23 protein-coding genes are annotated in these 24,669 nt (G+C 40.6%); 20 read left to right on the top strand and 3 right to left on the bottom strand.

Features of this window, described 5'->3' with window-relative positions; all coding sequences use genetic code 11:
• Nucleotides 1–60 precede the first annotated feature (60 nt).
• The 5 genes from H0W62_12995 (at nucleotide 61) to H0W62_13015 (ending at nucleotide 3,802) form a co-directional block, all read left to right on the top strand.
• Nucleotides 61–276: a type II toxin-antitoxin system HicB family antitoxin gene (locus H0W62_12995; GenBank protein ID MBA3649446.1), complete on the top strand. Its 216-nt coding sequence runs from the start codon at nucleotides 61–63 to the stop codon at nucleotides 274–276.
• Nucleotides 273–467 (top strand): type II toxin-antitoxin system HicA family toxin, encoded by a 195-nt coding sequence (locus tag H0W62_13000; GenBank protein ID MBA3649447.1) that lies wholly within the window; start codon nucleotides 273–275, stop codon nucleotides 465–467. Before H0W62_12995 ends, H0W62_13000 begins: the two co-directional genes overlap by 4 nt.
• Nucleotides 468–745: 278 nt before the next feature.
• Complete coding sequence (locus H0W62_13005; GenBank protein MBA3649448.1) at nucleotides 746–1,093, top strand: T9SS type A sorting domain-containing protein; 348 nt, start codon at nucleotides 746–748, stop codon at nucleotides 1,091–1,093.
• Nucleotides 1,094–1,173: 80 nt separating this feature from the next.
• Nucleotides 1,174–2,481: a T9SS type A sorting domain-containing protein gene (locus tag H0W62_13010; protein MBA3649449.1), complete on the top strand. Its 1,308-nt coding sequence runs from the start codon at nucleotides 1,174–1,176 to the stop codon at nucleotides 2,479–2,481.
• A gap of 4 nt (nucleotides 2,482–2,485) precedes the next feature.
• Complete coding sequence (locus H0W62_13015) at nucleotides 2,486–3,802, top strand: T9SS type A sorting domain-containing protein (GenBank protein MBA3649450.1); 1,317 nt, start codon at nucleotides 2,486–2,488, stop codon at nucleotides 3,800–3,802.
• Nucleotides 3,803–3,824: 22 nt separating this feature from the next.
• On the opposite strand, the gene paaN is transcribed toward H0W62_13015, so the two are convergent.
• Nucleotides 3,825–5,480 (bottom strand): phenylacetic acid degradation protein PaaN, encoded by a 1,656-nt coding sequence (gene paaN / locus H0W62_13020; GenBank protein ID MBA3649451.1) that lies wholly within the window; start codon nucleotides 5,478–5,480, stop codon nucleotides 3,825–3,827.
• A gap of 190 nt (nucleotides 5,481–5,670) precedes the next feature.
• Here paaN and H0W62_13025 point away from each other — a divergent pair, with 190 nt between their 5' ends.
• Nucleotides 5,671–6,297 carry a hypothetical protein gene (locus tag H0W62_13025; GenBank protein ID MBA3649452.1) on the top strand — a complete coding sequence of 209 codons (627 nt, stop codon included), beginning with the start codon at nucleotides 5,671–5,673 and terminating at the stop codon, nucleotides 6,295–6,297.
• Nucleotides 6,298–6,358: 61 nt separating this feature from the next.
• Here the strand turns inward: H0W62_13025 and H0W62_13030 are convergent, their stop codons facing one another.
• Together H0W62_13030 and H0W62_13035 are read right to left on the bottom strand one after the other, a co-directional pair.
• Nucleotides 6,359–7,267: a PD40 domain-containing protein gene (locus H0W62_13030; protein MBA3649453.1), complete on the bottom strand. Its 909-nt coding sequence runs from the start codon at nucleotides 7,265–7,267 to the stop codon at nucleotides 6,359–6,361.
• A gap of 299 nt (nucleotides 7,268–7,566) precedes the next feature.
• Nucleotides 7,567–8,571, bottom strand: coding sequence for a hypothetical protein (locus H0W62_13035; GenBank protein MBA3649454.1), 1,005 nt, complete (start codon nucleotides 8,569–8,571; stop codon nucleotides 7,567–7,569).
• A 275-nt stretch (nucleotides 8,572–8,846) separates the two neighbouring features.
• On the opposite strand from H0W62_13035, the gene H0W62_13040 reads away from it, so the two are divergent.
• The 14 genes from H0W62_13040 (at nucleotide 8,847) to H0W62_13105 (ending at nucleotide 24,607) form a co-directional block, all read left to right on the top strand.
• Nucleotides 8,847–9,494, top strand: a complete 648-nt coding sequence (locus H0W62_13040) for a PorT family protein (GenBank protein ID MBA3649455.1) — start codon at nucleotides 8,847–8,849, stop codon at nucleotides 9,492–9,494.
• Nucleotides 9,495–9,614: 120 nt separating this feature from the next.
• A complete protein-coding gene (locus H0W62_13045; protein MBA3649456.1) occupies nucleotides 9,615–9,851 on the top strand; it encodes a hypothetical protein in 237 nt (78 codons plus the stop codon).
• A gap of 215 nt (nucleotides 9,852–10,066) precedes the next feature.
• Complete coding sequence (locus tag H0W62_13050) at nucleotides 10,067–11,641, top strand: hypothetical protein (GenBank protein MBA3649457.1); 1,575 nt, start codon at nucleotides 10,067–10,069, stop codon at nucleotides 11,639–11,641.
• 21 nt (nucleotides 11,642–11,662) lie between these two features.
• Nucleotides 11,663–12,214 carry a hypothetical protein gene (locus tag H0W62_13055; GenBank protein ID MBA3649458.1) on the top strand — a complete coding sequence of 184 codons (552 nt, stop codon included), beginning with the start codon at nucleotides 11,663–11,665 and terminating at the stop codon, nucleotides 12,212–12,214.
• Between the two features lie 35 nt (nucleotides 12,215–12,249).
• Complete coding sequence (locus H0W62_13060) at nucleotides 12,250–12,504, top strand: hypothetical protein (GenBank protein ID MBA3649459.1); 255 nt, start codon at nucleotides 12,250–12,252, stop codon at nucleotides 12,502–12,504.
• A gap of 112 nt (nucleotides 12,505–12,616) precedes the next feature.
• Complete coding sequence (locus H0W62_13065; GenBank protein MBA3649460.1) at nucleotides 12,617–14,272, top strand: T9SS type A sorting domain-containing protein; 1,656 nt, start codon at nucleotides 12,617–12,619, stop codon at nucleotides 14,270–14,272.
• A gap of 195 nt (nucleotides 14,273–14,467) precedes the next feature.
• Entirely contained in the window at nucleotides 14,468–15,919 is a 1,452-nt protein-coding gene (locus tag H0W62_13070) for a T9SS type A sorting domain-containing protein (protein MBA3649461.1), read from the top strand.
• A gap of 1 nt (nucleotide 15,920) precedes the next feature.
• Entirely contained in the window at nucleotides 15,921–16,064 is a 144-nt protein-coding gene (locus H0W62_13075; GenBank protein ID MBA3649462.1) for a T9SS type A sorting domain-containing protein, read from the top strand.
• 100 nt (nucleotides 16,065–16,164) lie between these two features.
• Nucleotides 16,165–16,623: a T9SS type A sorting domain-containing protein gene (locus tag H0W62_13080; GenBank protein MBA3649463.1), complete on the top strand. Its 459-nt coding sequence runs from the start codon at nucleotides 16,165–16,167 to the stop codon at nucleotides 16,621–16,623.
• A 20-nt stretch (nucleotides 16,624–16,643) separates the two neighbouring features.
• The gene (locus H0W62_13085) at nucleotides 16,644–18,167 is read left to right on the top strand and encodes a T9SS type A sorting domain-containing protein (protein ID MBA3649464.1); all 1,524 of its coding nucleotides are present in this window, start codon (nucleotides 16,644–16,646) and stop codon (nucleotides 18,165–18,167) included.
• 553 nt (nucleotides 18,168–18,720) lie between these two features.
• Entirely contained in the window at nucleotides 18,721–21,498 is a 2,778-nt protein-coding gene (locus H0W62_13090; GenBank protein ID MBA3649465.1) for a TonB-dependent receptor, read from the top strand.
• Between the two features lie 77 nt (nucleotides 21,499–21,575).
• The gene (locus H0W62_13095; protein ID MBA3649466.1) at nucleotides 21,576–23,171 is read left to right on the top strand and encodes a T9SS type A sorting domain-containing protein; all 1,596 of its coding nucleotides are present in this window, start codon (nucleotides 21,576–21,578) and stop codon (nucleotides 23,169–23,171) included.
• A gap of 220 nt (nucleotides 23,172–23,391) precedes the next feature.
• On the top strand, nucleotides 23,392–23,922 hold the full coding sequence (locus tag H0W62_13100) for a hypothetical protein (GenBank protein ID MBA3649467.1): 531 nt from the start codon (nucleotides 23,392–23,394) through the stop codon (nucleotides 23,920–23,922).
• A gap of 70 nt (nucleotides 23,923–23,992) precedes the next feature.
• Nucleotides 23,993–24,607, top strand: a complete 615-nt coding sequence (locus tag H0W62_13105; GenBank protein ID MBA3649468.1) for a hypothetical protein — start codon at nucleotides 23,993–23,995, stop codon at nucleotides 24,605–24,607.
• Nucleotides 24,608–24,669 lie beyond the last annotated feature (62 nt).

A 24,669-nucleotide genomic window follows, 5' to 3' on the forward strand; every position in this document is an offset into this window, starting at 1 on the left:
GGGGTTAATCCAACCTGCTGCACTGAAAAAATTCCGGTAACTTTGAAAATAAATTTCAATATGAAGTTAACTCTCGTGGTTTATCAGGGCGAAGACGGGTTCCTTGTAGGTAAAATCAAAGAAATTCCGGAGGTAATGTCTCAGGGCACAACGAAAGAAAATTTAAGAATGAATATTCTTGACGCGCTGAATACTTATTATGATGATTTGAGAACCGAAAGCGGAATTGAACCCTCAGCATTATCTACTGAAGAACTTACGCTGTCAATTTCATGAAGCATAAAAAGTTCATCAGGCATTTGAATGATCATAATTGTTTCTTTCACCATCATGGGGCAAACCACGATATTTACAAGAATAACTCTAATCAGAGGAAAACCACAGTTCCCCGACATACCGACATTGATAAATTTCTCTGCAAAGAGATATGCAAACAACTCGAAATCGATTTTCCTAAAAGCTTCTGAGAAATAAACCGCGCCAGGCATCCAGACGAATAATTCCTTAAGCTCATATTAAACTTTCTGAGAATTTTCAGCTCTTACTTTACTAATGTTGCCACCACTAACCTGTAAACGTACCCATTGTGAAAAATTTTAAGATTCTGCTTATTGCAGATGAAAGGAAAAATGTTTTGCAAACAGGAAAAGAGGTGAAAGAATAGCTTATAGTTTTATTCCGCATTTCTTCCATTAAACTATTGATCGATATTAAGGTCTTCAGGATGACTTCAATAAATTTATAGATGAAGACACCAATACTTTCCTTCCTGTTTCAATTTTTAATTTTTCAAATAGCCTATGCTCAGGTATGGTCACCTCTGCAAAACGGAGTACAAGCAAAAGACAGCATCTTTGATAAGTCAACTGTTCTAACCCTTTTTTCGGATACTATAAATCTCCATATTGAAGCATCAAGCCTCCACAATGCAACCGTCACTATTTTAAACCTGTTCGGGCAGGCTGTGATGAAGCAGCAGTTTTCCGATAACGCATCGATTAACATTTCGACGCTGGCAAAAGGAATATACCTGGTAAATATTATGGATGAAAGAAGAAATGTTTTGAAGGCCGAAAAAGTATTAAAGGAATAGCTAATAGCTTTACTTTAATTTCTTCCGTTAAACTTCTGATCCATATTAAGGTCTTCAGAATGATTTCAATAAATTTATAGATGAAGACAACGATACTTTCCTTCTTGTTTCAATTTTTAGCTTTTCAAATAATCTATGCTCAGGTTTGGGCTCCATTAGGAAATGGTGTAACGGCGGAACATAAGAATGACTATGCTAAGGTGAATACCTTTTCTGAAGATACCGTTAATCATCTATTATATGTAGGTGGTGATTTTTATTATGCTGGAGATACGGTATCGAGATACTTAGCAATTTGGAATGGAATAGAATGGCATACTGTTGAAAGCGGCGATATTTCTATTTCTGGCCCTGTGACCGGCAGTTATATGCTTCATGACACTGTGCTTTACTCTAATTCTCATGGTATAGGGCGATTTCATAATCATAAATTCCTCGAGGATTTGCCAGGTGTAGGCGGCGCGGTACGTGCCTTCATGATGTACCATGATACTCTTTTTGCAGCAGGAAGTTTTTTCGGAGGCATTAAAAAATATAATGGAAAGAAATGGGAGATAGTAGGCGGAGGTGTATATAATGCCTATGATCTGTGTATTTATAATGATCAGTTAATTGTTGGGGGTTCATTCACTGAAGCTGGTGATTCGGTTGCACATGACATCGCCGCATGGGATGGAAATACTTGGCATAGCCTTGGAAGTGGAACAAAATATAACCAGTTTCAAACTTCAGGTATTATTGAAGCTTTGACCGTCTACAATAATACAATTATTGCCGGTGGATTATTCGATCACGCAGGTGATAGCACAGCTCATTATGTAGCGCAATGGGACGGAGTAACATGGCATCCGATGGATGGATTATGTGACGAAGTGGTGGATTTGTTTTCAGATGGGAAGCATGGTGTATATGCCTGCGGATGGTTTGGGATGAATAAAAGCGGTAAGTGTGCTGCCAATAGAGTTGCATACTGGAATGGGAGTGAGTGGTCAGATTTAGATTTTGGTGAAATCGACCCGGTATTTTGCATGAACTTCTTTGATAATGATTTATATGTCGGAGGAATTTTTACACGAGCCGGTGACGTAGATGCCAACCATATTGCGCGGCTTGAAAATGCAATTGCTACTTCTTCACCATCGATCACTCATAACCAAACCTTAGACTTCTATCCCAACCCCGCCACCGACCAACTGCATATTGAAACACCCAACATCCACAATGCAACCGTTACCATTTTAAACCTGTTAGGTCAGGTTGTGTTGCAGCAGGAGTTTTCAGATAACGGATTGTTTGATATTTCAAATCTGCCAAAAGGAATGTACCTGGTAAATATTATGGATGGAATAGGAAAGGTTTTGAAGAAGGGGAAAGTAGTTAAAGAATGAAATTATGAAAAAGTTTTTACTCCTTTTAAGCTTTTTATTTTTTCAATACGCCTCCGTAGCCCAGACTTGGATCCCTTTGGGTGTGGGAATAGGTAGCGGGATTGTAGGTGCCTATATCAATACAATGGTTTTCGATTCCACCCATAATTACCTTTATGTAGGAGGTAATTTTTCTTATGCAGGTGATAATCCTGCAAACAGCATAGCCTTTTGGGATGGAACTGAATGGAATAGCTTGGAGATAGACACAAACTATGAAGGAGAATATACGAAACTTTTGAATTATGATGATACCATTCTCATTGCCGATCCATTCGGAAGAATATTGAAACTTTATGATACCAGTATTGTCGGACGAGTAAGTTCATTGAATGGGAAAATAAGAGATCTTATAGTTTATAATGGTGAATTATATGCCTGTGGTGATTTTATTTCAGACTATGATGATCATCCCTTAAATAAAATTGCCCGATGGAATGGAGAAAAATGGCAGTCCCTTGGCATAGGCATACAAGGACAGTATATTACTTCTATGAATATTTATAATGGGAATCTAATAGTAGGAGGAATATTCGATAAGGCCGGAGACTCATCAATGAACAATATTGCCGGTTGGGATGGAAAGAATTGGTTCTCACTTGGTAAGGGCATTACCTGGACACAGTCTACCGCTGTTGTGTCAGCTATTGAAATCTATAAAAATGAATTATATGCAGGAGGGGTCTTTGATTCGGCAGGAAATCGCTTTGCAAAGAATATTGCAAAATGGAATGGGGCAAATTGGGATTCTGTAGGAGCTGGTCTGCTAGGAGGAGTACTTTCATTATTATTTAAAGATAGTAGCTTGTATGTTGGGGGAGGCTTTAGAACTTATGGTGTGTATATTGGAAATAGAGTAGCCCGTTGGGATGGAAATCATTGGTTCGATCTGGATCTTTCAACAAGTGGAACTGTACATGATCTTATTCCTTTTAAAGGGAGTGTCATAGCTGGTGGTAATTTTACAAATACGAATGATGGTAAAACTGTAAATAATATAGCTGAATATTCAACTATTACCAATACGAATTATATATCGCCTAAAGCGGCTAAATTTTATATCTACCCCAACCCTGCCACCGATCAACTGCATATTGAAGCGACAAACATCCATAATGCAACTGTCAATATTTTAAACCTGTTCGGGCATGTTGTGTTGAAGCAGCAGTTTTCAGATAATGCATCCATTGATATTTCAAATCTGCCAAAAGGAATGTACCTGATAAACATTAGGGATGAAAAAGGAAATGTTTTACAAACAGAAAAAGTGGTGAAGCAATAATCACTTGCGGTAACAAAGTATCTTAAGCTATCATATTCCTGTTTCCCACCCACACAAACCTCTTGATCACAAACTCGGGATTAACGAGCGATGCATTGCCGGCTGGGTTTCCCCCGGTTACATGAAAATCAGAAAACGCCGCATGCTGATTCACCCAGTAAGGTCCGGTAAGGTTAAATGTGACCGGTACAAACACTTCATTCATCTCATCACAGATCATCTTCATCACAGAGTCATTAGTAGTGTATGCAGCACAAGTAATGGCACCATGCTCCGCGGCCAGTTCTTTTGCAAGCCGTAATGCTTCCACCGTATTCTTTGTTTTAATCACTATAGAAACAGGTCCGAATAATTCATTTTCAAACAGCTGTGCGTCCGCAGAATCTGCTTCCATCAATAAAGGTGAAATAGTCCTTGCATTTAAAAATTCATCGTTCTTTACAGCCATTGGCTCTAACCAGATTTTCTTGCCTCTGCTTCCGGTGTGCTGTGCCCGCTCCAGTGTTTCTTCATTTTGTATGGCGCCTAAAACTCCTGAGCCCATCTTCGGGTTGCTCACCAGCCCGCTTATAGCCTCTTTCAGCTTCGCAGCCACCACATCAAAAGACAGAACCTGGTCGCCTGCCCTTACTGTTTCAGGAATAAAAAAATTTTGAGGCGCCGTGCACATCTGCCCCGAATACAGAGAAACGGAGAAGGCAAGATTCTGCAGCGCTGCATCCAGGTCTTTTACCGAATCGATGATCACAGCATTAATGCCGGCCTTTTCCGTGAAAGTAGTTTTGCCGGGAAGTGATTCTATGTAATTTCCGAAGGAAGAACTTCCGGTGTAATCAATCAATGTTATATAAGGATGTGAGGCAATCTCTTTGGTATTTTGACTGGAAGAAGTATCTGCTGCCAGTTGCACTATGGAAGGATCGTAGCCATTTGCTGCTAATGTCTGCTGAAGCAAAGACACGCATATGGCAATAGGTAAAACGGACCTGGGATGAGGTTTTACAATTACGCTATTGCCGGTAACCAGGCTGGCATAAATTCCCGGTAGGGAGTTCCAGACAGGAAAGGTGGAACACCCTATTACCAGGCTGATTCCCTTTGGAACCGGCTGCAAGGTTTTTTCTAATCTCACAGAAGATTTTCCCATCGGTTTTTCCCACATCACTTTTTCAGGAAACCGGGTAAGCTCTGCATAGCCCATAGCAATTGCTTCCAGTGCCCGGTCTGCTGCGTGCGGCCCCGATGCCTGGAATGACATGATCCATGACTGGCCGGTAGTGTGCTGCGTGGCAGATGCAATATCAAAGAAATGCGCCTTCATCCTTTCGAGCGATTCTACCAATAAACCAGCGCGCTCAGAAGGTGAAATTTTTCGCCATGTGTGAAACGCAATTTTAGAATTGGAGACCAGGTCTTCAACGCTGTATACGGGATAAAGAACCCCGAGCGGCTCATTAGTATATGGTGATACTTCTTCTCCTAACCAGTGCAAAGGCGAGCGCTGTGCTTCCAGGTCAAAATTTTTATTAAGTAACCCCTGGAATGTTTCTAATCCCTGTGCCGGGGCATCTTCACTAAAAGCCTTCGGATTGTCCGGATAGGCTGCATAAAAGCTGCGCTCTCTTATAGCTTTTACTGCCCGGTCAAGAATTTCGTTATGCTTCTCAAAAAGTGACATGTTTATCAGGTTTAAAAAGAATGCAAAAATACTTTTTTATACACTGCAAAAAGCTCCCTGTCTGCCTCTGTACAAACTCTCCCTTTCAAATGGACAACCCTGCCTAATTTTGTATACTCTAAAAAACACATTTCAGTAATAAGTACATAAAAATGTGGTGTATAATGTATTTTCGATTATAAATATTCCTATGCCTGTACGATCGCTTTTTATGTATATCGGCCTTTCTTTTTTTAGTCTGGTTTCAGCAGCCCAGTATCCTGATCCTTCCCTAATGTCGAAAAGTGAAAGTGCGAAATATATTATCAGGCAATTAAAACAAGGTGCTTTACTCGTGCGCCTGGATATGCGCACCAAAGCTGTTACCATGCTTCAGGAACAGGATAAGAATGAAGCGGCAGAAATTATTCTTCAGCGGCAGCGAAAAGAAAACCTGGAGATCATAAGTGCATTCAAAAGGAATTTCAATTTTTGTCCTGTTTATTTTTTTCTTTCAGATTCAAGTGATGCGGCAAGGGCAAGTCGAAGATCAGGATATTTTTTGAATGACAGCATGCAGGCAGATCCTGCTATAACTTTGAATGAAAATTATTTCTTAATTGCAGAAAAAGGAATGCTTGAAAAGGAGATACCGCAGGATAAAACACAAACCAGCCAGGAGCCTTCCACCAGAGGTACCATGGAAGATGCCCTGGTTATTCGTGACAAAAATTATAATCTGTTAAAAGATCCGTTTCCTTACTGGGTTCACCTTGGCAACTGGGACACCCGTGTTAGAAAGCTGAATAAAAAATTTTTGAATTTCTATCAGCATTAAATTTTACTTCGTAACAAGTATATAAATATCCGCAAAATCAGGAGCTGTCTGCAAATATTATTTATGGTTTTTCCCCGGAATATGATACTAAGCATAGCTTATCGCCTTTCAGGCTTGCCGCGATCCTGTAAAATTTAGCAACAGGGGTGCCTGCAAAGTCGGCCACCTCAACCCAGCCGTTTTTATCCAAAAAGGGCTTGAATTTATAGAGCTTGGAGCCGTTACCCATAAGCAAGGTTCCATCCGGCAGCCAGCAGTAATCCTCTGTACCGGGCAGGCACTTTACCACGGTTGCAGTGGCACCGGAAATAGCATCGCGGGTATGAACGGTCCATTGCGTGGAATCATCACTTTTCTGGACATAAGAAAAAGCGTTACGGTTTGGCACTTTTTGAAGACAACGTCCTATATTTTTCCCCACAATTTTGATCTGCCCTGTTCTCACATTTCCGAGCTGTAACGTTGAAGTATCACCTAATACAAACATGGCTACCACATCATTGGTTGCCCAGCAATAGTAGCCCACAGGTTGCAGTTTCGGGAAAAGCACGGTTGCATTGTCATCCTTATTACTGAACTTAACAAGTATTTGAGTGCTATCGTCTTCCATTACACGCACGCAAGAAATATTTAACCGGTCCGGGGTTAACTGAGGTGAATATTCTGCAGTAAGCGGAGTGTTTATTTCCGGAGTAGTCCGGTCTTCCTCCATGTTGTAGCGGAAAATATCTGCTTTCCCGCTTTCACGCACGGAAGTATAAAGAACACTTTTTCCATCAGGGGTAAAAGAAGGTTGGTTATCGTACCCTTTCCAGTCAGTTATTTTTTTTGCCTCGCCAAATGTTGGCAGCCCTTTCACCATTTTTATATCTATCAGGTAAAGGTCCGTTGCAGGAAATTCATTTTGCGCAACCAGTAATCCCGGAGAAAACAAAACTATAATGAGTGAAAAAAATCTTAAAAATTTCATAAGTAAAAGATTAAAGTGTAAAATAACAATTCTATGTTGAGATGAAATAACGGTGTGAAGCATAGTGACCGTATTTTTCCTTGCAAAAAAAAGCAGTAACGCATTGCTGCGCTGGATTTGTTTCAGCAGTACTCGGCGTGACCGTGAATGAATTCTGAAATATACACGAAACCATCGCTGAGCAAGAACACCATTACAATGTACCTCTCATTTAACCGCCTTAAAGGTAGCATGAAGACCGTTGCGACAATAAGTCGTATCTGCTTTATTCTAATTCAGAATAAATAATTGGAACATTATTATTGGACTTCTAACCTTTCCCGTTGCTTTAAAATCGCATCCCTCATATAATTGAAAAAACGGCTGCGCTCTTTTTCGTTTACAGAACTAATCGGAACCGATTTTTTCATTAAATTAGAAAAATAGATCTCCGTAATCTCACAAAAATGATCATCGCCAGTCATAATATAATTTACTACGGCATGATTAAGGAAGACTAACTTTTTTTGATCAAGAATCGCCAGGTAACTGTTGTCGCCGATCACCACTTCATTTACATACATTTCATACCCTGCTATGGCATTTGACTTATTTGCCTGGATTGAATATTTTTTGCCCAATTCTGCCTGCTGTTGAATGTGATGAATCAGTCTTAGTAACTGGTCGTGAAGCATAAGTGCATCCTGCTTCTTTTCAAACCAGCCTGTGTAATAGCAGAAGTCGATCTGCCGTAAAACATTTGTAATGGTTTCATAGCTCCAGATTTCCGTACTCGGACATCGGTTATAAAGCTCCAGCATGCGGGCAACAAGCGGAAATGACGATGAAGCAAAATCACTTCTGAATTTCACTTCCTTCAGGGAAGGAACAGCCACAATGTTCTTCATCCAGAAATACAGCTTAAACGCAGTTAGTTCCGGAATATTAAAATAATGGAAGATAGGAACATCCTTAGCTGAGCAAAAAATAGATTTTTCATGCGATTGAGTGATGGTTTCTAAATGAGCGGAGATTGTTTGCATGTGATGGAGGAAATCGGTTTCCTGCTGACCAACTGCTTTTCCAAAAAACAGCAAGGTCTCCTCATTAAGCTGTAAAAGCTGATCAATGGAGAAATGAAAATGATCGGCAAGCATTTTCAATTCTTCCAGTGAAACTGAAATTTCACCCCGTATCCTCCTATAAGCACTATCGTTACTGATATTGAGCGCCTCAGCTACTTCTGCCGGCAATGAAAGATGCGACGGCAACTTGGATTTAATTGCTGCAAAAAGATTTTTCTGAAGATTATTATTTTCTTTCATCAGGGGCGAAAAATTATTAGTAATTCTTACCAATATATCAATTAATTATGGCAGATATTTCTAATTTATTTAATCGAGCCCATGTATTGCCGCAAGAATCGGCGGGCTTACGAGTTGGGTAGTCCATTGTAGTAATTTCTTCCAAACGTCCCAAAAACTGCCCCGTAATGCCATTTGACAAAGGTATATCACGCTGTTAGCTTTGACTTAAATTTTCTTAAAACCTAATTAAGATTTATTTAACCAATAATCAATAAAGCAAAAAAACCATTTCTATGAGAACAATTATAACCATTATCGTTGCCATTATGGCAATCACTTTACACTCAAATGCGCAAATCTCCCTCGGACTTAAGGGCGGAGGAAATTTATCTTCTGTGCATTTTAAAGACACATCTGAAAATCGAATAGCGAAATCCATAGTATCATTTTTTACGGGTGGAGTTATGAACATTCCGGTTTCAAAACAATTGAGCATTCAGCCTGAATTGCTTTTTACTCAAAAAGGATTAAGTATTCCTGATGCCTGGATTGATTCAAGGTTAAATATGAATTATCTCGAAGTGCCGGTCCTTCTTAAAAGAACTTTCAAAACTAAAACTGTTAAAATTTGCGTTAATGGCGGTCCATATGCCGCTTATTTAGCAGGGGCCAATGCAGTTGCCACATTGGATGGCCAAAAAGAGCGTGTAAAAATGGAGGCTGAAGATATTAATTCTACTTTTCAGCGATTCGATTATGGAATTGTTGGTGGTACAGGATTTCTTCTAAAAACTGGTCCCGGCGACATCACTTTTGATGCACGCTATGAATTTGGCTTGGGCAATATAGAAAAGAGCGATCCTGAGATGGAGGTTAAAGATGCTGCCCATAACCGTGTATTCTCGCTATCTGCAGGTTATTTGATCCCGATAGGAAAATAAGATCTGATAAGTAAGGAAATTTATTTATCAAACTGAATCCAGTTACTCAAGAATGAAATTTCTCTGCAAAGTCTTTTTTATAGAGCAACAAAATCAAATTTTATGAAAACAAAATTTCACATGCTCGTCATAATTGTGATCCTTACATTTTTTGCCTGTGAAGAAAAAGAACAACCCCTCATGCCATATAAGTGCAGTTGCGAAATAACTACGCTTGATTGGGAATTCGGGGGCACAGATACCGGAACGGACACAACAATAGTGATGGCCAGTTCTTATGCCGATGCAAAAAAGAAGTGCGCTGAATTAAATTACGAGGCTGGAGAAGAGAGCAAGGATTGTGTGGCTGTACCATGATCATGTTCCATTTTGAAATGCGGTATTTCATTCGGTTACAAACGGAGAAAGTGATTGCAATAGGCAAACTGGTGATAAGCTAAAGGAAAAATGGTGACATTCTGTTGACTACAGCTGGGGCCGCTTGCATTAAAACAGTTTTGTATTGAGAAAGTAAACAGGCAAAAGCTAACTGTCTCTTTAGACTTAAACCAAATTAACTTGAAAAACTCTTTATGAAAGCTTCACAATCATTAAAAGTTATGCTGCTTGTTGCTGTTTTAGCCTTCACTGCATGTTCCTTTTATCTCAATCCTGCCTTCAAGAAAACATACAGTTCTGTAAACCAATTATTATATTCTGATTCCGTAAAGCGGATTGTACTTAAAGCACATTGCCGCAACGGTTATGTATACGTATTCAACCAGCCGTGGAACACTACAGAAGATCGCACGCACTTGCTGGGAGAAGGCACCGTATTTAACGAGCGCCGTCAATTGGTGAACAGCGGAGCACTCAATATGCCGGTTGATAGCATCGTATTGTTTGAGACAAATGCGCAGGTTAAATCCTTTGATAAAGGGATAAAAATTGCGCTGGGCATTCTAACGGCATTTGATGTAGCTGGCCTGGCTTTTTGTCTCATCAACCCTAAAGCATGCTTTGGTTCTTGCCCTACCTTTTACTTACCCGGTGACAATGGTATTATGAGCGCGCGCGCGGAAGGATTTTCAAGCTCCATTCTTCCCTCCTGGGAACAGGCTGACCTCGATGAATTACACAATGATGAATTGCACACGCGAAACATTTCATTGCTAATGAAAAATGAAGCGCTTGAAACTCATGCTGTAAATTATGTTCATCTGATGGCGGTGAAGAGAGAGCCCGGTGAACAGATTTTTCACGATAACAAGAATAATTTTTTTGCCTGTAATCAGGAGCATGCCTCTGAGTATGCAATTGCCGGAGATTCAGATGTTACTGCATTAGTAAATGCATTTGATGGCAAAGAATATTTTTCAAAAACTGATTCTTTTGATTTGGGTAAGACGGAAGAAATGATTTTGAATTTCAAACGAAATAGTTTTCTGAAACATCAGGGATTAGTGATCAGCTTTCGTCAAACACTGGTTACAACGTTTCTTTTTTACTCAATGCTCGGTTACATGGGAAATGACGCTGGTGATATCCTGACTGATTTGGAATTGCATCCCGATCAACGGGTAAAAGCGAAGCACATTCAAGCGCGGCTTGGAAGCATTAATGCTTTTGTTTGGGATGATCTGAACCAGAGATGGATGGCTATGGATAGCGTGTTTGAAGTGGGTCCGATTGCACGTAACACCGTTATTCTTCCTATACCCCACAATCAATCAACCACTTCTAATCTCAAAATTAAGTTAGTAATGGCCAAAGGATACTGGAGAATTGATAACGTTTCAGTTACTCAAATCATCGGGCCACGCAGGCCGGAAGAACTTATCCCTCAAGCTGTTTTAAAAAATGGTGAGCTAGACGAGGTGGAGCGGGCATCTTTATTTTCCGATGATGAACAAAGAACGTGTTCACTGCCCGGAACCGTATTTGAGCTAAAGTACCAGTTGCCTGAGGTACACGACTATGCACTCTTCGTTCAAAGTAAAGGCTATTACCTGGAATGGATGCGCCCTACCTGGTGGAAAGAAAAAAATCTTTTAAAACTGAAGCGGATGATAGATGGGGATGAAAAAACATGGCGCAACCTCGCTGTAGAGTACAAAGAGCATGAACCTCAGATGGAAGCAACTTTCTGGGGATCGAAAGTAATGTAAATAATAAAAAAGAACGGTAGTATGAAAATTAAACCGAAAGAAAAAGGCAGGAAAATATTGGCCCTAAAACGAACATTTGGTATTATCATGATTATATTCCTTTTTAATTCCTGCGGCACGCAAAAACAATTCTCGCTTTCAAAAACGAAACCTGCCATACTTCCTGAAAAAGTGACCGGAACGGTGGCTATTGTGTATCTGGAAAACAAAAAGAAACGTCCTTTGCGAGGGGAATTGATAGCGGTAACTAATCAGGAAATTATTCTTAATTGTGAGCAGGGATTAACGAAGATGCCTCTCGATTCTTGTAGCCACATAAAGCTTTTAATTTCCAAGGCGGTAAATAACCGCAGTGCACTTACTGCATGGGCAGTAGCTTTACCCTTCACAACCGTTATACATGGCCTTATTTCGGCATATACTTTTCCGCTTAATGTTATTGTGGTTGTTCCAACAATTGTAGCAATAAACAGCAATTATAAGGCACTATACCCAGATCAAATGAGTAAAGAAGTGCTGGCAATTTTTGCCCGGTTTCCGCAGGGGATGCCAGAAGGGTTTAAAATCAATTGATTCAATAATGCACCATATAAAATCTATGTAAGAATATGGATCGCGATGTTATAAAAACCATTCTGCCGCTCCTCACCCGTGAGACTATTTTACATGTGCATAATGTAGTAGGAAGCGAGCCGGTATCCTTCGCCAAGCTGCGCCATGAGATGATTAAGCAAATGATAGAAGATGGATTAAAAGAGGAAATCCGCGACGAAGAGATTGCAAGAAAAGCAGGCGTATGCAAAAGAACCGTTGAAAGATATAAACGTAACCAACTGCTCCGCTTTAGAACCGCACTCTATTGATTTTATAAAATGGTAGCGATGGTTGAAAAATTTGTATAAGACTAAAATAGTTTAAGGTTAATCTGTTCCATTGACATTGAATAAAATTTACGATCAACTTAAAACTATTACTATGAAAAAACAAGATATTACTCTTTTAGTCATGCTTCTCCACATGATTTTTATCTTGACTGCTGCTGCACAATGCACTGGCTGGGCCAATACTGCTTCAGGAGTGAACAGCAATACTGCATATGGCATCACGCTCGATGAAGAAAATAATTCTTATGTAGCTGGTTATTACAATGGACCAACTACGTTCGGGAATATCACGCTCAATGATAATGGAATGTATGTTGTCAAGTATGATTCTCTCGGAAGCCAGCTTTGGGTGAAAGCTTTTCCCGGCTCCTTCTTCGGGTTTCCTGCATCTATCAATTATTCCAACGCGGCGTTGTTTTTTGTTACCACCTTCATAAGCAGTGCGACATTTGGAAATATCACACTCAACACTGCGGGGTATTATGGTATTGCTGTAGTGAAGCTGAATACCGATGGTGATGTACTATGGGCAAAAACTTTTTCAGGCACCGCTACCTCTTTAGGTTATGGTATTTATAACACTTCTTCCGGAAAAGTTCTGATCACCGGAAAGTATAAAGGAACACTTACCATGGGCAGCTATACGCTTACCGGTTCTGCTGTTCTTAACGGTGAGTATAACATTTATATATCTGATTTGGATGATTCTTCAGGTGATGTGCTATGGGCTCAGAGTTCCGTTGTTCAGGCAAATTTTAATAATGGACGGGGTTATGCTATACGGACAGACATTCAGGGGAATATTGTTTTGTCGGGTTACTATTCAAACATTTTACAGTTCGGAAATCAAACACTTAACAACTCGGGAGACTTATATGCCTACGCTCCCTATGTGGCCAAGTTTGACAGTAATGGAACGTGCCTGTGGATCAACGGTGGTATTGGTCCGGCAACATTTGATAATGTTTACGCGCTTACAACGGATTCGCTGAGTAATATTTATTTCGGCTGCCCCATTGATACCACAACTATTTTTTCAGGGGAAACATTCCACCCTGAAAAAGGAAATTTTGTAATAGGGAAGTACAACTCTTCAGGTGCCTTATTATGGGCAAAACAATGGGGTTCACATGTTACTGACTCAACTAGTCTGGTAACCGTACTTCACCTAAACCGTAATGGTACCTTAACAGCTTACGGCTGGGGAAGGAATGAAATGATCTTTGATCAGGATACATTAACAAGTGTGGGGGGTGAGGATATTTTTTCTGCCAACTTTGATACCAATGGAAATTATCTTTCTTCATTCATTACGGGAGGAATTTATGGTGAATTTTTTCACGCCGCAGCTTTTGATGAATATGATCATGCTTATATTGCCGGCTCCTTCTTTGGTAACACTACTACGCTGGGTGATTTCAGTCTTCACGGGGAAGCTCCGGTAGATTCTAATTTTTTCGTCAACATATTTGTATGGAAGAATTGCCCGGCGGGAATAGGTACCACCGTTCAAACCGTACAGGAAAACCAGATCACAGTTTTCCCAAATCCTTCAAATGGATTGTTTTTCATTGCCGGAGTTCACGAAGAAACCTACCTGATCCGCAATATTGAAGGGACTGTTATATCTCAAGGGAAAATATCAGATCATGAGGCGATTGATCTTTCAGGTATTGCTTCAGGAATTTATTTGCTCAGTCTTATTGATAAAAATTTTATGTATCAAACTAAGATTTTCATTCAATAAAGGAAGTGCCTTTTGTATAAAAGTCCATTAAAACAGTTCAAGAGCTAAATAGGAATCCATTACAAACAAAATCACTAATACAGAACACAATTGAAATAATAAAACAGAAATGTGAAGTCCCGATGCATTGGGGAAAATCAAAACAAATGATGAACAGGTAACTATTAATAAACTCTAACTTAAAAATTTACCACAATGCGGAAAACCTTAAATAAAAATGAAGAAGTGCCACAATGCTTATCAGGATCATGGGGAAAAAGGACAATGTTTTTTATCAACGTGGTGGTTCTTTTGCAAACTGCATACTGCCTGCTGCCAACTATTTCCTGGAGCCAAAAAATTGCAGGTGGCAGTGGCCATTCCCTTGCCGTTTGCACCGATAGCACAGGAAGGGCGTGGGGTTACAACGCCGATGGTGAATTAGGCGATGGAACCAACTTTAGCAGCCCCGTGCCTGTGCAGGTGAGCGCTCTCACAGCCATCGCAGCCATTTCAGGAGGAGGAAATCATTCCATTGCCTTGATAAATAATGGTACAGTATGGGCCTGGGGAGACAATGGGTGGGGTCAACTTGGAAATGGAACTAACAGCGATAGCAATGTCCCCGTACAGGTGAATTCCCTTACCGGCAGCACTGCCATTGCAGCAGGAGGGAATCACTCTTTAGCCCTGAAGAATGACAGCACCTTATGGACGTGGGGATACAACGGCTATGGTGAACTTGGAAATGGAACCAACTCTGACAGCAATATTCCGGTACAAGTGAGTTCTCTAACAGGCATCACAGCCATTGCGGGAGGATATACTCATTCGCTTGCCCTGAAGAATGACAGCACGGTATGGACCTGGGGGCAGAATAACTATGGTCAACTTGGAAATGGAACCAACACCGACAGTAATGTTCCCGTGCAAGTGAGCGGACTTACAGGCATCATTGCCATTGCTGGAGGTTGGGAGCATTCTCTTGCCCTGAAGAATGATGGCACGGCCTGGGCTTGGGGACACAATGGCCATGGTGAACTTGGAAATGGAACCAACACGGATACCAATATTCCCGTACAGGTGACTGGGCTCTCAGGCATCACCGCCATGTCAGGAGGACTGGATTATTCCCTGGCTCTTGAAAATGACGGCTCGGTACGGGCGTGGGGATACAATGTGTTTGGTGAACTTGGAAATGGAACCAACACCGATAGTAATGTTCCCGTGATAGTTGATTCTCTAACTGGCATCACCGCCATCGCAGGAGGAACTTATCATATCCTGGCCCTGAAAAATGATCAAACGGTTTGGGCGTGGGGCGGTAATGGCTCTGGTCAACTCGGAAACGGAACCTTCGGCACCGGTAGCAATTTGCCTGTACAGCTAACGGGATTGTGCCAGGTTTCAACATCAATAAATGAAATTACAGAAGCATTAATCATTTCAGTTTTTCCAAATCCATTTTCCGAATCATTCCAACTTCAAAATGAAAATGCAAAAGAAGCAACGCTGAAAATTTTTGATGTGGAAGGAAATCTTTTGGTGAATAGAAAACTAAACCATTCAGAAATAATTTCTCTTAGTGAAAATTTTCCTTCAGGAATTTATTTGTTGCAATTGCAAACGGGTGATCAATGTTCCTCCATGAAAATTGTGAAATTATGATCTGCAAGGAAATCTTTTAGTCATTGAAGAAATAAATCATTTCGAAGAGATCTTTTTAGGAAAAGACTTACCCGCCGGAGTTTATCTCTTGCAAATGATCACTGCTGAAAAAAATTCTTCTGTCAGGATTGTGAAAATAAATTAATCATCGATGAGCTCAACACTGCGCTGAAAGGCCACTTTACAAATTTTTTGAGAGTGATGAGGATGAGTATTATGCCGGGCTACAGATGGTGAATGGATGCTTGTTTAGAATATCAGAGAGGTTCTCGTTTATTCCGGATGGCAGGATAGGCGTTGCGCGTAATCTTTCTGCCAATCAATGGCTTGCCATCTGGTCAGTTAAATCAGTCGCCATCCAGAGTGATGGCAAAATAGTGGTAGCGGGATATAGTGGCAATGGCCTTGAAAGTGATTTTGCTGTAGCGCGGTATAATGTCGATAGTAGGGTTGGTATTGAAAATACTGTTGAGGAAAGTACCCTTAATATTTCTCCCAATCCTTTTGGCAATGAACTTTTAATAAAAGGCACTAAAGAAAAAGGTGAGATTATTATTTCTGATGTGTTGGGAAAAGAAATTCTACGGCAGAAAACCTTTTCTTTAGAAACAAAAATCAATACTGAAAAATTATTGCTAGGTTTTTATGTGCTAAATTATACGGAAGGAAATAAGACGGAGATTATGACCATCGTAAAATTCTAATAAGTACTAAAGAAATCAAAATGAAAACTAAGATTTACACTTTTATTATCAGCGGTTGCCTAATTATGGCAACAACCTTTATAACCTGCGCACAGCCGGGCTCTTTAGACCTCACCTTTGGCTCCGGTGGAAAAGTAACTACGGATTTAGGTAGTTCTTATGACGTAGGCCATTCCGTCGCCATACAGAGCGACGGAAAAATATTAGTAGCGGGAAAGTTTGACAACGGTAACAACATAGATTTTTCTTTGGTACGCTACAACAGCGATGGCACATTGGATAATACTTTTTCGTCCGATGGAAAGGTTATAACAGATTTCGGAAGTAGCGATGATGATGGTTGGTCCGTTGCCATTCAGATTGATGGTAAAATTGTGGTGGCGGGTAGCCTGGAAAGCGATTTTGCTGTAGCACGCTTCAACGACGATGGCAGTTTGGATAGCAGCTTTGACTCTGATGGAAAGGTGACTACTGCAATAAATGGTTATGGCTTTTCCGTCGCCATCCAGATTGATGGAAAAATAGTGGTAGCTGGAACCGGTAACGGGGGTTTCGCTTTGGTACGCTACAACAGCGATGGAAGTTTGGATAATACCTTTGGCTCCGGTGGCATAGTAACTACGGATTTCGGAAATTCTGATGATGAGGGCGCCTCAGTATCCATCCAGAGTGATGGCAAAATTGTGGTGGGCGGTTTCAGTGACAATGGCTCTGACTACGATTTTGCTTTAGCTCGTTACAATAGTGATGGTAGCCTGGATAACAGTTTTGACTCTGATGGAAAAGTAACCACGGATTTCGGAAGTGTTGATGATTTGGGTAATTCAGTTGTCATTCAGAGCGATGGCAAAATTGTGGTCGCAGGACAGAGCTGCAATGGCTATACCTGTAATTTTGCTTTAGTTCGCTATAACGGCGATGGAAGTCTGGATAACAATTTTGACTCCGATGGAAAAGTACTTACTGAAATAGCCGGAGTCTCCGTGTGCACGTCAATCGCCATCCAGAAAGATGATAAAATCGTCGTGGCGGGATATAATTCGGATTTCGCTCTCGGTGATTTTGCTTTGGCTCGCTACAACAACGACGGCAGTTTGGATAACACTTTTGATTCCGATGGTAAGGTAACAACAGATTTCTCAGGTAATGATGATATTGGTATGTCAGTCACTATCCAGAGCGATGGAAAATTAGTATTGGCGGGATATACTCTTGATGACACTGATTATAATTTTGCCGTAGCGCGGTATAATGGCGGTAATCCAGTTGGCATTGCCGAAAATATTGCTGAGGAGAATACCATTGATATTTCTCCCAATCCTTTCAGCAATGAGTTATTAATAAAAGGCATCCCGCATACTACAGGACAGGTGCCAGAAAAAGGAGAGATTGTATTGTTTGATGTGACGGGAAAAGAAATTATGAAAGAAAAAGTTTTTGATGCCGAAACAAAAATCAATACTGAAAAATTATTGCCGGGTTTTTATGTGCTAAATTATACGGAAGGAAATAAGAAGCAGAATATAGCAGTTGTAAAATTTTGATTCTTGCTGAAAGTCTGTTTTGGTTAGTTGAAATATTTCATTTGCAAAGGTTCAATTGCATGATCAGAGGATAGCGCTTCCGGAGAAGGATTTCTTTTTCATGTAAGTTCATTTTAGTTTAAGATAACGAGGTATTTGTTCACTATTGATAATCGTATTACAATTGTCTTCATCCTGTTGATGATTGCAACAATTATTAGGGCGACAGCGGGATTCGTTGTTGGAACTTTAGTTGGAAGTATCTTTTTTCCATTGACCCGCTGGGTAATGCCGGTGCAGCAGCCGAGGCATTGCTTATATTATTCAGAACCGGCGTCACTGCAGGAAAACTTGAAGGACATCCTCTAGGGTCAGATAAGATGTATTCTTTCGAACGGCTTTCGGCGGATGAGTGATATAAACGCAATAAGCTTTGCGCTATAGAAATGAGCATAATAACCGCGAAAAATATTTCCGACAGCCTTCAAAAAATTGTCGCAAAGCCTGTGATACTTTTAATGAACCTCGAATCTCCATTCCTATCTTGAAAATTTTTTACCCTTTACTGATTTTTATTGTCGCATTCTTTCACGGTAATGCGCAAACCATTTCCGGCACGGTGAAAGATATTTCTATAAATGAGCCATTAATCGGTGCCACCGTTACCATCAAAGAAACTGCTATCGGAACCGTAACAGATGAGGAAGGCAAATTTCTGCTGCGCGTTGATCAATCATTTCCAGTCACAATTACAATTTCTTATTTAGGCTACATCAGCAAAGAAGTGATTGTAAGGGAAATTTCCGAAGCGCTCATTATCAAGCTACAGCCGGATAAAATCATTTTGCATGGAGTTCAGATAACCGGTGAAAGGCTAAGTGAAAAAGAAAAGGGATCGCCGCTTACGATCGAATCAATGGATCTTATTGCCATAAAAGAAACTCCGTCATTCAATTTTTACGAAGGGCTTGGTGCATTGAAAGGAGTTGATATTGTCTCTGCGAGCTTAGGCTTCAAGATCATAAATACAAGAGGGTTTAATTCTACTTCACCGGTGCGAACCCTGCAGATCATTGACGGAGTGGATAACCAGGCCCCGGGCTTAAATTTTTCACTTGGAAATTTTCTGGGCGCTCCTGATCTTGATGTGGTTCGCGTAGATCTCGTAGTGGGCGCCAGTTCGGCTTTCTATGGACCGAATGCATTTAATGGCGTGATCAGCATGTCAACAAAAGACCCTTTTACTACTCCGGGATTATCGTTTTCATTTAAAAAAGGTGAGCGCCAATTATTCGAAGGCTCCTTTCGTTGGGACCAGGTCATCAGGAATAAAGCCGGAAAAGAAAAATTTGCATATAAGCTGAACGGTTATTACCTGAAAGCCCTCGATTGGGAAGCAAATAATATTGATGCCGTCTATGGCTCACAGGATGGCAAAAACAATGCGGGAGGCTATGATGCAGTGAACCGGTATGGTGATGAATTTAATTACACGCAGGACTATTCAAATCAGGCCTGGTCTTATCCTGGTCTGGGAAGAATATATCGCACAGGTTATTTAGAAAAAGGCCTCGTAGATTATAACACCTATAATGCAAAAGTTGCTGCGGCATTTCATTATAAGCTTACGCCTGATGTACGTCTTAAATTTGCTTCTAATTTCGGAACCGGCACTACGGTTTATCAGGGTGATAACAGGTATTCACTAAAAGATGTTTTCCTGGCGCAGACCAGGATAGAAATTGAAAAGCCTGATAAATTTTTTTTACGCGCTTATGTAACCAATGAAAACTCGGGTAAATCTTATGATGCGTTTTTTACAGCATTGCGGCTGGAGCAGGAAGCAAAGTCTTCCGGTGCATGGAACCTGGATTATTTTAATTACTATGTAGGGCATGAAGTGCCAAAGATTAAAGGGTTTGAATGCTGGCCCTTATTCCAATATCCGGTCCCGGAATGGTACACTGACAGCATTCTCGCATGCCTTAAACAGCATGCTGATTTAATTTCTCAGTATCAACAAGATGCCCGCAGCTATGCTGATGACTCGAGTCTCTATCCGGGCGAGCACGGTTATTTCTTGCCCGGCACTTATGCATTCGACACGGCATTTGCAGGCATCACTTCAAGGGAAACATATGCTCACGGAGGAACACATTTGTACGATCGCTCTGCCTTGTATAATGTTCATGGAGAATACAAGCTTTTTCCGAAAATTATGGAGATCACCCTGGGCGCAACGTTCCGCCAATACCGGCCTAATTCTCATGGAACCATTTTTAGCGATACAGCCGGAAGAGTGATCACGAATTCTGAATACGGAATGTATGCCGGCTTCGAAAAAAAATTCTTCAGAGATCAGCTCACAATAAATATTGCCGTCCGGATGGATAAGAACCAGAATTTCAACTACCTGTTTTCCCCGGCTGCTTCCGCAGTATATAATTACAGAAAGCAGGTGTTTCGCGTTTCCTTTTCCTCTGCTATAAGAAACCCCACCCTTGCTGATCAATATCTTTATTACAATGCAGGTCCGGCAATCCTTGTTGGAAACATTCATGGATTTAATTCCCTTGCTACCCTTGAATCAGTAATAACAGCAGTGAGATGGAATTGCGATTCGCTCAAGTTATTTAACATTGCCCCTCTTCGGCCGGAAGCAGTTAAAACAATTGAGGCAGGATGGCGTGCTTCGCTTTTTAATCATTTATATATTGACGCGGAGTATTATTTTAGCCGGTATCAGAATTTTATCGGGTATAAAATAGGAGCTACTACACGATGTGATATTTATGATCATATTGCCGGTGTTCAATTTTTTAGAGTTGCAGCCAATACCAGCGATATCGTTACTACGCAGGGATTTTCAATTGGACTTAATTATTATTTCAGCAATTATTTTTCTCTAAGCGGAAACTATTCTTTTAACCGCCTGGATCGCCGGGGATCGATTGATCCAATTATTCCGGCCTATAATACACCGCAAAACAAATGTAACATAGGTATAAGCGGGAGAAATATTCTTGCCTCTATCACCTTCTTAAATGATATCTGGGATAAGCTTCCTGTTATTCCATTTAATCACTATGGATTTAGCATCAATTATAAATGGGTAGAAGGATTTTTATTTGAAGGATCACCTCAGTTTACAGGAATTGTACCTGCCTATAGTTCAGTAGATGCACAAGTTAATAAACAAGTTCCGAAATTAAATCTAACTCTAAAATTGGGCGCCTCCAATCTTCTTAACCATAAAAGCTTTCAGGTTTATGGCGGACCTACAATTGGAAGATTAGCATATATACAAGCAGTAGTTGATCTTCCTGCACAACGACTCTCCCATAAAAAATAACGACAGCTTTTAAAAAATTGTCGCGCCAGGTGCAGGTATTTTTGAAGCTGAATTTCTCAAATCCTAAAACAAAAACTATGAAAAAATTTACTTTAACATCTTTCCTCCTTTTCAATTTCTTAATTGGTTCATTTGCGCAGCACCGGTATGTTGACCCGATATTTTCCGGCACGCAAATAACCTCTAATATCACTTATGGACAAAACATCAGCGTGTTGCTGGGCGGCATGCAGGATTTAAAAATGGATGTGTATGAGCCGGTGGGAGATACGCTTGCTCAGCGTCCCCTCATCGTCTATATGCATCCCGGTGATTTTCTTCCGATCGTATGTAATGGGGGCGTAAATGGAGATCTTCATGACAGTGCCGTTGTAGAAATGTGCAAACAATTTGCAAGGCGCGGATATGTTGTTGCTAATATTGATTACCGTTTAGGGTGGCTCCCGCTCAATCCGAATCAGGATTGCAGGAAGGGCTCCTTGTACCAGGCAGTTTACCGGGGCCTGCAGGATGCTAAAACATGTGTGCGCTATTTTAAAATGAATGCTGCTGTACAAGGCAATAGTTATAAAATTGATACCGGCAAAATAGTAGTTGGCGGGCAGGGATCTGCTGGTTATATCTCAACAGCCTATGCAGCATTGAATCAGCCATCAGAATTGTTGCTCCCTCAATTTATCTCTAGTTCAACGGATGCGAGCTGCGGCAGTACAACAGGTCAACCTTTTATAGTAGAATCAGTGCTTGGAGATTTTGATGGATTCGGTGGTCTTCCGCAATATAATAACCCCAATTGGCCCGGCTATTCGAGTAAAGTAGAAATGGTTTTCAATATGGAAGGTGGTATGGGAGATACATCATGGATGCAACAAGGTGAAGTTCCAATGGTTTCTTTTCACGATGTAAACAACCCACTGGCGCCTTATGATTTGGGAAATGTCTTTGTTCCGCTTGGTGATGGAACTATCTTATTGGTAACTGAAGTTGCCGGTAGTCATCTATTCATTAAAAGAGCAAACGAACTCGGTAACAATAATATTTTTCATATTGGCTGGACGGATCCCTATACTACCAGAGCAAATCGCGTAGATGATGGATATACGGTAAATGGCTTTTCACGGGAAGGCTTGTTTCCCATTGTTCAGCCTGATCCATCATTATTCATTCCCGGTGATCCCTATCATGGACAAACGAGCCCATGGGAATGGTGGAATTGTGCCGATCTTGAAAAGGCGGCCCCCTTTTGTGGTCAAACACCAGGGTTTGCGGATACGGTTTGCGGAGCAGGATTTTATACCAATCCCAACATGTCTAAAACCAAAGCGCTGAATTACATAGATACTGTACAGTATTATTTGGATGAGCGCATCTGCCTCGCCTTAGGATTGTGCAGCGGGAATGTAATCGGCATTAACGAGGCAAGTGTTTTTAAAGCGGAAGTAAATCTCTTTCCCAATCCCGCTTCTCAGGTAATCCATCTGAATCTGAATAATACTTCTTTACATTTTCTAGCCGTAAGAATCTATGATATCGAAGGCAGAAAAGTCTATTCGGAAGAGAATCTCTATCGAAATTCCCTTGACATTAATTGTGATCAGTTTAGGAAAGGTTCGTTTATCATTCATACTCAAACAGAAAAAGGAAATGCTGCAGGAAAACTGGTAATAGATTAATGACGGAGCGCGCCACAGTATTTAATATTAGAGGTGGCGCGCTTTTTCAACATACAATAGCTTAGGAATTTGCAAAAGCAACAACTGCCTGCAGTGTGAGTGGCCCCTATTGGTCAGAGCAGCGTCAAAAATTGAAAATGATTTCACGCAAGGCACGCGTACGCTACACACAAGAGCTTTACTGCATATGGGCGCCATGCGGAGAAAAAATAAACACTTTATGAAACCTTTTAGTTTTTGTTATCTCATCATTCTTCTGGCTGGTTGCAAATGCGCATTTGCTCAGAAAGCAGAAAAAACTTATTGGCACATAACGATGAAAGATGGAAGGCAACTTACAGCTGAACAAATGCAAGAACTAATGGTTGATTCGGTATTGTTTCTGACCCAAAAGTCTGACAACAAATCGGGTTATTGGATTCCCGTTGATTCAATCAGAGAACTTGAGAAAGTAAGAAAGTTCAGAAGGGCAGGGAGAGGAATTTGGATTGGTGCATTAATAGGAGGCGTTGCCGGTACCGTGATCGGAGACCGGTCAGGACATGCTCCCGCTTCAGGTTTCGTGTTTTTCAGTGAGGGTGCTGGCGCAGGCTTAGGTCTGTTGTTTGGCGCTATAACCGGTGCAGTAATCGGTGTTGCCACAGTTGCTGATAGTCATAAACCAAAACACTTTGATTTAGAAAATCTTTCAGCCAGAGAAAAAAGAAAATTAATTGACTCTCATTGCCGGGAGTATAATTGTGATCAATAGTACCTGGCTGATGTGCCTGTTGTATCGTAAAAATGAAATCTTAAATATTGCACAATAAAAAACTTGCTATATGATACCAAAAATTTATTCCGGTATATTTATTAACAATAATATAGTCTATAATGCTTCTATGGCATTTCTCTTTATTCTTTTATTCTCACCAATAGCATACAGCCAAACTCAGGCCCATAAGAAAGTCTATAGCGCTAAAATTTATCGGATGAATGAAATGCCCCTGAAGGGCATTTTTTACAGTGTAACCGACTCCGCAATTATTCTCTATAATGGTAACCTTAATGATTTACAGAAGAAATCAGAAGAATTAAAGACAAAAGCACTTGCAATTCCTGCAAAAGAAATTGTAAAGATAAAGATCAGGAAAAGTTACTCCGTTGTAAAGGGTGCTGCTATCGGTGCGGGTATTGGCTTGCCCCTTGGAATTTTACTCGATGCAGCAACTGCATCAGCTGCCACTGAAATTGTCAGCGGTGTAAGTACTGCTTTTGGCGGGCCTGAAGAGTCAGTACCCTTCTCCCCAATTTTCACTGTTGCCTTTACTGGAGCAGGCATGATTACCGGTGCACTTATCGGCAGTAAATGGAAATATAAAATTTCAGTTGACGGGAGCTTAGAGAAGTTGAACCTGCTATCGAAAATGAATGAGTTGTCTTATCTGCAACATTAAATGGCAATTAAACGGTTGCAACAAATTTCTTTTTTAAAAAATATCCCGTACAGAAATGTCTT

This window comes from Chitinophagales bacterium, assembly GCA_013816805.1.
In the GTDB taxonomy this organism is placed as follows: domain Bacteria; phylum Bacteroidota; class Bacteroidia; order Chitinophagales; family UBA10324; genus MGR-bin340.

Bases quoted from the DNA above. Each gene is read 5' to 3' on its own strand.
- H0W62_12995 (MBA3649446.1), top strand. From the start codon at position 61: ATGAAGTTAACTCTCGTGGTTTATCAGGGCGAAGACGGGTTCCTTGTA.
- H0W62_13000 (MBA3649447.1), top strand. From the start codon at position 273: ATGAAGCATAAAAAGTTCATCAGGCATTTGAATGATCATAATTGTTTC.
- H0W62_13005 (MBA3649448.1), top strand. From the start codon at position 746: ATGAAGACACCAATACTTTCCTTCCTGTTTCAATTTTTAATTTTTCAA.
- H0W62_13010 (MBA3649449.1), top strand. From the start codon at position 1,174: ATGAAGACAACGATACTTTCCTTCTTGTTTCAATTTTTAGCTTTTCAA.
- H0W62_13015 (MBA3649450.1), top strand. From the start codon at position 2,486: ATGAAAAAGTTTTTACTCCTTTTAAGCTTTTTATTTTTTCAATACGCC.
- paaN (MBA3649451.1), bottom strand. From the start codon at position 5,480: ATGTCACTTTTTGAGAAGCATAACGAAATTCTTGACCGGGCAGTAAAA.
- H0W62_13025 (MBA3649452.1), top strand. From the start codon at position 5,671: ATGCCTGTACGATCGCTTTTTATGTATATCGGCCTTTCTTTTTTTAGT.
- H0W62_13030 (MBA3649453.1), bottom strand. From the start codon at position 7,267: ATGAAATTTTTAAGATTTTTTTCACTCATTATAGTTTTGTTTTCTCCG.
- H0W62_13035 (MBA3649454.1), bottom strand. From the start codon at position 8,571: ATGAAAGAAAATAATAATCTTCAGAAAAATCTTTTTGCAGCAATTAAA.
- H0W62_13040 (MBA3649455.1), top strand. From the start codon at position 8,847: ATGAGAACAATTATAACCATTATCGTTGCCATTATGGCAATCACTTTA.
- H0W62_13045 (MBA3649456.1), top strand. From the start codon at position 9,615: ATGCTCGTCATAATTGTGATCCTTACATTTTTTGCCTGTGAAGAAAAA.
- H0W62_13050 (MBA3649457.1), top strand. From the start codon at position 10,067: ATGAAAGCTTCACAATCATTAAAAGTTATGCTGCTTGTTGCTGTTTTA.
- H0W62_13055 (MBA3649458.1), top strand. From the start codon at position 11,663: ATGAAAATTAAACCGAAAGAAAAAGGCAGGAAAATATTGGCCCTAAAA.
- H0W62_13060 (MBA3649459.1), top strand. From the start codon at position 12,250: ATGGATCGCGATGTTATAAAAACCATTCTGCCGCTCCTCACCCGTGAG.
- H0W62_13065 (MBA3649460.1), top strand. From the start codon at position 12,617: ATGAAAAAACAAGATATTACTCTTTTAGTCATGCTTCTCCACATGATT.
- H0W62_13070 (MBA3649461.1), top strand. From the start codon at position 14,468: ATGCGGAAAACCTTAAATAAAAATGAAGAAGTGCCACAATGCTTATCA.
- H0W62_13085 (MBA3649464.1), top strand. From the start codon at position 16,644: ATGAAAACTAAGATTTACACTTTTATTATCAGCGGTTGCCTAATTATG.
- H0W62_13095 (MBA3649466.1), top strand. From the start codon at position 21,576: ATGAAAAAATTTACTTTAACATCTTTCCTCCTTTTCAATTTCTTAATT.
- H0W62_13100 (MBA3649467.1), top strand. From the start codon at position 23,392: ATGAAACCTTTTAGTTTTTGTTATCTCATCATTCTTCTGGCTGGTTGC.
- H0W62_13105 (MBA3649468.1), top strand. From the start codon at position 23,993: ATGATACCAAAAATTTATTCCGGTATATTTATTAACAATAATATAGTC.